Below are 10332 nucleotides of genomic sequence, written 5' to 3' on the forward strand. Positions count from 1 at the left end.
GTTATTGACTGGGGGTGTAAATTAAAGGCAAGGTAATAGTGAAAGTTGTGCCTTTTCCTTCTTGACTCTCGATCGCGAGTTGGCCGCCGTGAAGTTCCACAGCCCTCTTCACAATTGCTAAACCGAGACCTGTTCCCGAAATAGTGCCGACATTTGGAGCTCGGTAAAAAGTTTCTAATATCCGCTCTCGATCGGCTTGGGGAATGCCGATGCCCCGGTCTTGAACTTGGAACACAGCTTCGTTGTTTTGACAGTTGAGGTGCAAGGAAACTGTACTGCCGACGGGGGAATATTTGATGGCATTTGAGAGGACATTTCCCAAGATTTGCTGCAGCAGTTTTTCATCCATTTGAGCATCGCAGTTGCCGCCTTCATATTGAAAGGCGATCGGGTGTTGGTTGCTGTCGTTGAGCTGCTGCTCTTCTACCAGTTGACGGCAAAATTTTTCGAGGTTTAAGGAAACCGGTTGAAACTGCAAGGTATTGGCTTCGATTTTGCCAATTACGAGGATATCTTCTAATAACTCTGTCATGCGTTTAATTGCTAATTGAATCCGCACAAAATGAGTAGATTTTTTATCTTGGGGCCACTGAGAACTGTAATCTTGCAGCAATCCAGCGGAAAATTGGATGGTTGTCAAAGGTGTGCGGAACTCGTGGGAAACCATTGTGACAAATTTAGCTCGCAGTTGTGAAAGTTCCTTTTCTCGTGCGAGGGCTTTGAGAATTTCCGCTTCTGCTCGTTTGCGATCGCTAATGTCACGGGCTTCGGCAATCAGCAGCAAAACTTGTCCTGTTTCATTTTTAACAGGTTTCAGTGAGAAATCAACTGTCATAATTTGGCCGCTTTTGCCTAATAAGTCGATTTCGCTGCGGAAAAACTCGCCCCGACTTGCTTTGCCGATCGCGAATTGCAATTGTTCGGAAACCTGTGGCGACTGGGCCCAAATCGCCATTTCCCAAATTGGGCGGCCCACAATACCTTCCGATCGCAATCCGGCAAAATCGAGGGCTGTCTCGTTGACTTCCAGCACAATTCCTTGCGGAGTCAGCAGCTTGGTTAGCTGAAACGACGAGTCAAAAATCGCCCGAAAGCGGCGCTCGCTTTCCCGCAGCATTTGAAATGTTTGAGATCGTTCGATCGCGTAGCGGATCGTCCGCACTAATAATTGAGTAGTAATTTGACCTTTAACAATATAGTCTTGAGCTCCCAAGCGAACTGCTTCTAGGGCGATCGCCTCATCGTCCAAGCCTGTCATTACCACCATTGGCACATCAGGAGCAACTTCTCGCAGGCGAGTTAGGGTTTCCAAACCGCGGCTGTCGGGCAAAGAAAGGTCGAGCAAAACGACATCAAAGGGTTGTTTACACAATTGTGCGATCGCCTCATGCAGGAACTCAACAGACACCAGTTCCCACTCGACGCCCACAGATACTTCTAACAGTTCTGCAAGTAAATCAGCATCAGCAGGATTGTCTTCTACTAACAGAATCTTAATCCACATAGCTTAGACGTTTTTGACTGTAAAATTTTTACTCTACCAATCTTAGGTTAAACTTTTTTGCTTTCCCTTGCCATTTTCAACTTGAAAATTATTATTTGGGAACTGTCACCACCACCAGCCACCAATCCTCAATCCATCTCACCAGCTTAGCGACTTGACTAAAATCGATAGGCTTAGTGATGTAGCACCGGGCTGACAGGGCATAAGACTTGAGAATCTCTTCATCGGCTATGGATTTTGTCATAATTACCACCGGAATCATTTTTAACTTGAGTGCTGAATTAATTTATATCAATATTTACCAACCGTTTTTTTATACAAAATTAAGTCCAGCAGAATTAAATCGGGACGCAAACCCGAACAGAAAAGCCTTCTTTATTCAAAAATTTTATTGCTAATACCATATTTCCTACTCTTAGGCAAATTGTTAAAAATTGGCTGGTAGCCAGCTTTTATAAACCCCATTCAGCCTCGCTGAGCAAATCATCCACCAGCATAATTTCCATAGGTTAAAAAAAATTAGAGCGCTCATAAGCGAAGCATCTGTTCGTTTAATTTAGAGGAAGTTTGACGACGGCCAGCCAGAATTCCTCAATTAACCTGACTACTTTAGTAAATTCTATGAAGTCTACCGGTTTTGTTATGTAACAGTTGGCGTGGAGGGAGTATGACTTAAAAATATCTTCCGGCGCTGCTGAAGTGCTGAGAATTACTACAGGAATTAATTTTAAGTTGGGGTCAGTTTTAATTTCTTCTAGCACTTCAATACCGCTTTTTTTCGGCAGATGCAAATCGAGCAAAATCAAATCAGGACGAGGTACCCTGAGATAGGGCTCTTTTTGGCGCAAAAACTTGATTGCTTCGACTCCATCCTCCACAAAATGCAAGTTATTCAATATTTTACCCTGACTGAGGACTTCTCTTGCCAAATCCGCATCGCTGGGAGAATCCTCAATCAGCAGAATTTCTATAGGTCTAACAGTGCTTCGATCGCTCATAACTGGCGTATCCTTTAAAGTATAAAAACAAAATTGAATTTTGAGGCTTCAGGTACTAATTATAGGAATAGTGAAGTAAAAAGTCGCTCCTTTTCCCTCTTGGGATTCCACCCAGATGCGACCGCCGTGGCGTTCAACAATGCGCTTGCACATCGCCAAACCTATACCAGTACCGGAATATTGGCGGCGTCCGTGCAGGCGTTGAAAAATGATGAAAATGCGATCGGCATACTGCGGATCGATGCCAATGCCGTTATCGCGGACACTGAACACCCATTCACTCTCTTGCCTGCAGGCAGCGATATGAATCAACGGGATATCTTGGCGACAAAATTTGATGCTGTTGGCGACCAAATTTTGGAATAATTGCACCAGTTGAAATTCATCCGCCATCACGGTTGGCATCGCGTCGCAGGTGATTACAGCTTTTGTTTCGGCGATCGCAATTTGCAAATTGCACATAGTTTGCTTAACCACAGCGTTGCAGTCCGCCTGCTCAAACTCCTGACCCCTCGTTCCCAGGCGCGAATACGCCAACAAATCGTTAATTAACTGCTGCATTCTGGTGGCGCCATCGACAATATAATGAATATACTTATCTGCGCGATCGTCCAAATTTCCTTGATAGCGCTGGGCAAGCAATTGAGTGTAACTGGTAACGGCTCGGAGCGGTTCTTGCAAATCGTGGGAAGCCACATAAGCAAATTGTTCTAATTCCTCGTTGGAACGCTTCAAATCTTCTGTCAGTTGCAGCATTTGCTGCTCTGCTTCTTTGCGGCTTGTAATGTTGTAAACCAAGGCGCAACAAGACAGCAGATTATCCTGGGAGTCCATGACTGGACTGGTAGACATATGAGTCCAAATATCTTTGCCGTCCTTGCTTTTGAATTTAAATTCGTGTTGATCGCCAATACCTTGCTTCCGTCGCTCGATATGATCGAGAGCTTTTTCTTTTTCCGATTTGTCCATGAACTCAAAAAGTGGGCGACCGAACATTTCTAATTCACTATAACCTAGCATACGCGCCATTGCGTGGTTTACGTAATTCGTGAGACCATTTCTGTCAATTACCCAAATACCTTCTTCTGCTAATTCAACTATTTGCCTGTACTTAAATTCGCTTTCCTGCAAAGCTGTTTCAGTTAGTTTGCGCTCAGTGATATCTTTCATAAAACAGTGGTGGCCGTTAAATATCCCTTGTGCGTCGCAAGATTTTACCATCGTTAATTGCTTATAAAAAAACGAGCGATTTTTTCGGACTCCTCTAGCTTCAACTTCTACTTTCCCAGAAATTAACATTTCCTGATAAGCTGAGAGCATCATCTCAACATCGCCCGGATGTACGGTAAGCTGCCATTCCATGCCAAGCATTTGTTCCGGTTCGTAACCGCATTTATGAGCGTAAGCTCGGTTAACCTTCACGTAGCGTCCCTCAATATCAAGCAGCGAAATGCCTTCCACGGTATTTTGCATGGCATTTGTGAGGTCACGCAGCTCTTTTTCTGCTTGTTTGCGATCGCTAATATCCTGACCAATACCCAAAAAACCGTTAATATTTCCGCTACTATCAAATAAGGCCGTCACCGACAGCAGTACCGGAAACCGCGAACCATCTTTGCGAATATAAGTCCACTCATTTTCGTCCGCGATTTCCCGGCACGGCAAGGTAAATAATACTTGAATTCCCGGCTCTATTTTAACTCCCAATTCTTGAGAAAGAACTTCAGCTCTTTGAGCGACCTCCAGAGGCTCGTGAATTATTGCTATGGTGACTTTCCCCACTACTTCTTCTAGCGAATAACCTAAAAGTTGCTCTGCCGCCCGATTAAATGTTTTAATTGTACCGTCGGAATCGGTAGAAATAATTGTGTAGTTAGCGCTATTAAGAATAGCATTTTGCAGTTGCGTCAATTCCAACAAAGTGAGAGCAATTTTTTCGCGGTAAGCTATTTCTTTTTGCAATTGGTGGTTAGAAATTTCGATTTGAGCAGTGCGCTCAGAAACTCGATGCTCCAGAGTTTCATTGAGCCGTCGATTTTCCTCTTCTATCTGCTTGCGTTCTGTAATATCAGTAATAGTACACACATAACTTTTAACCTCCCCATTTTCTCCGATTTGACCGACAGATTGACCGAATACCCAACTGATTTGAGGGTGATTAATGCCTTGAAAGCGGTACTCAGATTTAAACGGCAATTTCTCCTGCGCGGCGCTATACCATTCAGAACAAACCCGATCGCGATCGTCTGGATGAATGCCTTGCAACCACCCTTTGCCCAAAGCTTCATCACAAGTTATTCCCGAAATTTGACACCAGCGTTCGTTGACATACAAGCAGTCTCCTCCAGCATCTGCATAAAATATTCCCACCGGCGAAGCTTCAGTTAAAGTTTGATAGCGAGCTTCCGTTTCTCGGCGTTCAATTATTTCTTTTTGCAGTATTGAATCGATCATCCCTAATTGAGTTGGACTCAGGAGAGTTAAGGCTTGGGGAACGAAAGGAATTAATGCAAAAGCGGTGTAACCAGAAATCGCGGCGGTAATAATTTTTAGAATCCCAGAAACCCAATAAACAGGATGCCAAAGCGTCCAAACTTCCATCACATGAGTAGTGCCGCCGGAGATAATAAAGGCTGCAAACAGCCAAAAGATATTGCGAAAGGGCAAGTCTTTTCGCTGAAAGATAAAATAATAAATTAGCGAGAGGGGTATTGAATAGTAAGCCAGGGCAATGATAGAGTCTGACACTATGTGGAGTGCGACTAGCTCTGGCGGCCAAAGGTAACAGTAGCCTTGAGGAATATAATTTCCCGTGAATAACAGGTGATTTAAAAAATTCCAAATCATAAACGGAATGGCAAATGGGGAAGGAGTAATTTAAGGCAATAACTTATAACTTATCTTAACTCTCTGAAATATACAGTTATGGAGGCACGGGGGGCTAAAAACCCGGTTTCTTCATAAAAATCTCGTTGCCAAACCGAATATAGTGGTAGAAACTGGTTTTTCTTCCGTAAGTCTTAATATAGCAATTCTCAATGATTCGCGAGCTGTAGCGAGCTCTAGGTTGGGTATAACTCATATGTTGCACCATTCTCAATCCTTTTATGAACAGGCTTTTCGGCCTGTTCCACAAGAGATGAATTTTCTTGTGGAACAGGCAGAAAAGCCTGTTCCTGACAATGGTGCAAGATGTGAGGTATGACGAAGTGAAACCCTAGATGCCGATTTTAGATTTTAGATTTTAGCTTTTCCTTCCTTCTTCCTTATCTTCTAAATAACTAAAGCCTTCTTCCATCCATCCGTTACATCGGAAGGAAGCGAATCCGTTGCCGAACTTCTTCCTTCTGCTATAAAAAATGGGGCGAGCCCGAAGCCCGCCCCACCAAAAATTATGCTGCTGCTATTAGCCCAACAGCGCCTGAGCCTTAGCTACCACATTATCAACGGTGTAGCCAAACTTTTCTAAAGCAACCGGGCCCGGTGCAGAAGCACCGAATCTGTCAATACTGAGGCTATCGCCTTCAGAACCCAAATAACGTCCCCAGCCGAAGCTAGAACCTGCTTCAACGGCCAACCGCTTAGTAACAGCTTTCGGCAGTACAGATTCGCGGTAAGCGGCATCTTGTAAGTCGAACAATTCCCAGCAAGGCATCGAAACTACGCGCACTTTATTACCTGCGGCGCGCAATTTTTCAGCGGCATCAACGCAGAGGTAGGTTTCGCCGCCGGTGCCGATTAAAATGATGTCGGGAGTGCCGCCGTCGTCGGACAAAATGTAAGCGCCTTTGGCTGTTCCTTCGATCGAACTTCCGGCCAAGTTGGGCAGATTTTGGCGCGACAAAGCCATTAAAGTTGGGCGAGTGCGGCTTTCAACGGCCACTTTGTAAGCGCCGGATGTTTCGTTACCATCCGCAGGGCGCATTACCAACAAATCGGGAATTACGCGCAGAGAAGCGATGGTTTCCACGGGTTGGTGAGTTGGGCCGTCTTCGCCCAAGGCTACGGAGTCGTGAGTCATTACGTAAATAACTCCAGCTTCCGAGAGTGCAGAGAGGCGAATTGCTCCCCGCATATAGTCAGCAAATACCAAGAAAGTGGCGCAGTAAGGAATTAAACCGCCGTGCAAAAGCATACCGTTGGCGATCGCACCCATGCCGTGTTCCCGCACACCAAAGCGCAGGTTACGTCCTTCGTACTGACCTTTTTGGAAGTCTTTTTCACCCTTAAGCAAAGTCATGTTAGAAGATGCCAAGTCAGCGGAACCGCCGATCAATTCAGGTAACACACCTGCCAAAGCATTCAAACATTTTCCAGAATGATTCCGAGTCGAATCGGCTTTATCTTCTGCCTTGTATGTCGGCAAAACTTTATCCCAACCTTCAGGAAGTTTGCCGGCCACTGTGCGCTCATATTCTGCTGCTTCTGCAGGATATGCTGCTTTATAAGCATCAAAAGCTTTCTGCCATTCTTGCTCAGCTTGAGCACCGCGATCGACTGCTTTGCGGAAGTGTGACAAAGCATCATCAGGAATCTCAAACGGTGCGTGTTCCCACTTCAAGAAATCACGAGTTGCTTTCACTTCATCGGTACCCAAAGCAGCACCGTGAGAACTGTAAGAATTGCGCTTGTTAGGAGAACCGTAACCAATAACTGTGCGGACTTTAATCATGGACGGTTTGTCCGTGACTTTTTTGGCTTCTTCAATAGCTTTGTGAACTGCTTCTAGGTTAGTATCTTCGTCTAGAGCGGTATTGTCTACTGTAATAACGTGCCAATTGTAAGCTTCAAAACGCTTGCCCACATCTTCAGTAAAGGCCAAGCTTGTGTCGCCTTCAATAGAAATGTGATTGTCATCGTACAAAGCAATTAATTTGCCGAGTCCGAGGTGTCCGGCCAAAGAACAAGCTTCGCCAGAAATGCCTTCCATGTGGCAGCCGTCACCCATGATGACATAGGTGTAGTGGTCAACAATTTTATGGTCGGGCTTGTTAAACTTAGCAGCGAGGTGAGCTTCTGCCATTGCCAAACCGACGGCATTAGCAATTCCTTGTCCCAGGGGGCCAGTGGTAACTTCTACGCCTTCGGTGACGAAGTTTTCGGGGTGTCCGGGGGTTTTGGATTCCCACTGACGAAATTGCTTGATGTCGTCGAGGGTGACGCTATCGTAGCCGGTCAAGTACATGAGGGCGTACTGTAGCATACAGCCGTGGCCGGCGGAGAGGACGAAGCGATCGCGGTTAAACCATTTGGGGTTTTTGGGGTTGAACCGCATGAACCGATCCCACAGCACGAAGGCCATAGGGGCAGCGCCCATCGGCAGTCCCGGGTGTCCTGATTTTGCTTTTTCTACCGCATCGATGGCCAAAAAGCGGATAGAGTTGATGCAGAGTTCTTCGAGTGATTGGGTTGCAACAGCCATAATTCTGGTTTTTATATGTTAAGAGAGAGTGTGTGTGGTCGATTCTGACAGAGGTGCGATGAGCCGAGTTCGATCGCTCGCGTTTCTGCTGTTCAGTTTCTGTGGAACTGCCGTGAGGCTGCACTACATATCATCTCACCTGTTGCGATCGACAGACAACTTAATTTTTTAATGTTTCGGTCGCTTTGTGCAGTCGATTGTAAATTTTTATCGGAGATATTTCTGGGGCGAGTGCGGATCTGTGAGATCGGGGTACGAGAGGGTGTAACTTATTTATTTGGCAAATTGGCTCTCAAAGCCACCCAGTTATGATAGAGTTTGGTGTTTCTGACATTTTGCAGCTCGATCGCGAACAGGCAAGATGCCTGTTCCACAAAGAGGAATTTTCGTGTGGGGCGTTGATTTGAGCAACGCTCGATCGCACGATCGCCAGAATAGTGCAAGATGTCAGATATTTGTAATTTTAATCAGGCAATAACTAATGACTCTCAGTGAAGCCGAAGTCCGCAGTCAAAAAGTAGACGAACTGCGATCGCAAGGCATAGAACCGTATCCCAGTGAATCCTACGCGCGATCGCACACAGCCAAGCAAGTTCGCGAAATATTTAGTCAGCCGGGAAAAGAACTCGAAAACGGACAAAGTGACCCCGAAGAAATTTCCCTGCGATTAGCTGGCCGCATCACTTCCAAGCGAGACAGCGGCAAAATTGGTTTCATCGATTTAAAAGACGCCACAGACAAAATTCAACTCAAAATCGAGAAAGCAATCGTCACCGGCGAAGTCGGTTTGAGCTTTGAACAAATTAAAAAATTGCTCGATGTCGGCGATTTTGTCGGCGTCGAAGGTATCGGCTGCCGCACCCCCAGGGGAGAACTTTCTATTTTAGTGAGGGAATTAAAGCTTTTATCAAAAGCTACCATTCAATTTCCCGATTCTTATTACGGAATTAACGACCCCGAAGTTTGCCGCCGTCACCGCGAAATGGATTTGGCAAGCAACCAAGATGCGCTCAACCGTTTTATGCTGCGAAGCCGCATCGTTCAAAGCATCCGTTCCTATCTCTGGCAAGCCAATTTTTACGAAATAGAAACGCCAACACTCCAAGCTATTTACGGCGGTGCTGCTGCTAAGCCATTCATCACTCACCACAATGCTTTGGAGGTGGATTTGTATTTGCGAGTCGCTCCAGAATTATTCTTAAAAAGAGCAATTTGCGGCGGTTTCGAGCGAGTCTTTGAACTAGGGAAAGCATTTAGGAATGAGGGCATTGACAGCACCCACAATCCTGAGTTTACCTCTTTAGAAGTTTACCAAGCTTATGCTGATGTTTTCGACATTTTAGGAGTAGTCGAAGACGTGATATGTTTCGCAGCGGCGGCGGTATTTGGGGATGTCAAAGAAATTGAAAATCAGGGGGAAACGATTAGTTTAGAACGCAAGTTCGACTACAGCGAAAAATATCCCGGTTTCAAGGGCAAACACTGGCAAGTGAAAACGATGGTAGAAGCTGTCAGAGACGAGTTTGGGCTGGATTTTGACAGTTTGGACTTGGAAAGTGCGATCGACTCTGCAACCAAGTTAGAATTGCACCTGTCTAAGTTAGAACAACAGAGTTTAGGCTACGTGCTGTATGCAGTTTTTGATAAATTAGTTGTTCCCAAACTCATTCAACCTACATTCATTATCGACTACCCTGTTGAAGTCAGTCCCTTAGCAAAAGGACATCGCAGCAAGCCCGGATTTGTAGAACGTTTCGAGCTATTTATCAACGGTACAGAATACTCGAACGGCTTCTCAGAATTGAACGATCCGAAAGAGCAAAGAAAGCGGTTTGAGGAACAGTTAGCACAGAAAAATGCGGGCGATGATGAAGCGCATCCAATGGATGAAGACTTTATTCAAGCTTTATCTTTGGGAATGCCTAATTGTGCGGGAATGGGTATCGGTGTAGACAGATTGGTGATGCTTTTAACTAATACTCAAAGCATCCGCGATGCGGTGATGTTCCCGACAATGCGGCCGGTCAAAGATTGATTCGTAATTTTTTGTAGGGGCGGGTTCACGAATAACATTTAATTCCCACAAACAATCTATATAAACCCGCCCCCACCCGACAAATAACCTACATCAACCTTGACTTCGATCAAATACTAAAAATGTGCATTGCGATTTACCGTTGGAGGGGGGCGGGTTTATTTATATCGTCAATTATTGGCTAATATTTTGGTGAAACCCGCCCCTACAATTATGCAGAAAATGTGCATTGCGATTTACCGTTGGAGGGGGGCGGGTTTATTTATATCGTCAATTATTGGCTAATATTGTTGGTTAACCCGCCCCTACAATTATGCAGAAAATGTGCATTGCGATTTACCGTTGGAGGGGGGCGGGTTTATTTATATCGTCA

The 10332-nt window shown here is 45.3% G+C and carries 6 protein-coding genes; 1 reads left to right on the forward strand and 5 read right to left on the reverse strand.

The features are described from left to right. Nucleotide 1: 1 nt before the first annotated feature. From QT984_RS22675 to tkt, 5 genes are all read right to left on the reverse strand, one after another. On the reverse strand, nt 2–1504 hold the full coding sequence (locus QT984_RS22675; protein WP_333209123.1) for an ATP-binding protein: 1503 nt from the start codon (nt 1502–1504) through the stop codon (nt 2–4). A 91-nt stretch (nt 1505–1595) separates the two neighbouring features. Beyond that, nucleotides 1596–1748, reverse strand: a complete 153-nt coding sequence (locus QT984_RS22680) for a hypothetical protein (RefSeq protein ID WP_333056783.1) — start codon at nt 1746–1748, stop codon at nt 1596–1598. Between the two features lie 307 nt (nt 1749–2055). Next, entirely contained in the window at nt 2056–2502 is a 447-nt protein-coding gene (locus QT984_RS22685) for a response regulator (RefSeq protein ID WP_333056782.1), read from the reverse strand. Nucleotides 2503–2550: 48 nt separating this feature from the next. Further along, nucleotides 2551–5349: a PAS domain S-box protein gene (locus QT984_RS22690; RefSeq protein WP_333056781.1), complete on the reverse strand. Its 2799-nt coding sequence runs from the start codon at nt 5347–5349 to the stop codon at nt 2551–2553. A gap of 559 nt (nt 5350–5908) precedes the next feature. Continuing rightward, the gene (tkt, locus tag QT984_RS22695) at nt 5909–7924 is read right to left on the reverse strand and encodes a transketolase (protein ID WP_333056780.1); all 2016 of its coding nucleotides are present in this window, start codon (nt 7922–7924) and stop codon (nt 5909–5911) included. A 481-nt stretch (nt 7925–8405) separates the two neighbouring features. Here tkt and lysS point away from each other — a divergent pair, with 481 nt between their 5' ends. After that, nucleotides 8406–9959 (forward strand): lysine--tRNA ligase, encoded by a 1554-nt coding sequence (gene lysS / locus QT984_RS22700; protein WP_333056779.1) that lies wholly within the window; start codon nt 8406–8408, stop codon nt 9957–9959. The last annotated feature ends 373 nt before the right edge of the window (nt 9960–10332 follow it).

The organism is Microcoleus sp. Z1_B2, assembly GCF_036700325.1.
In the GTDB taxonomy this organism is placed as follows: Bacteria; Cyanobacteriota; Cyanobacteriia; order Cyanobacteriales; family Microcoleaceae; genus Microcoleus.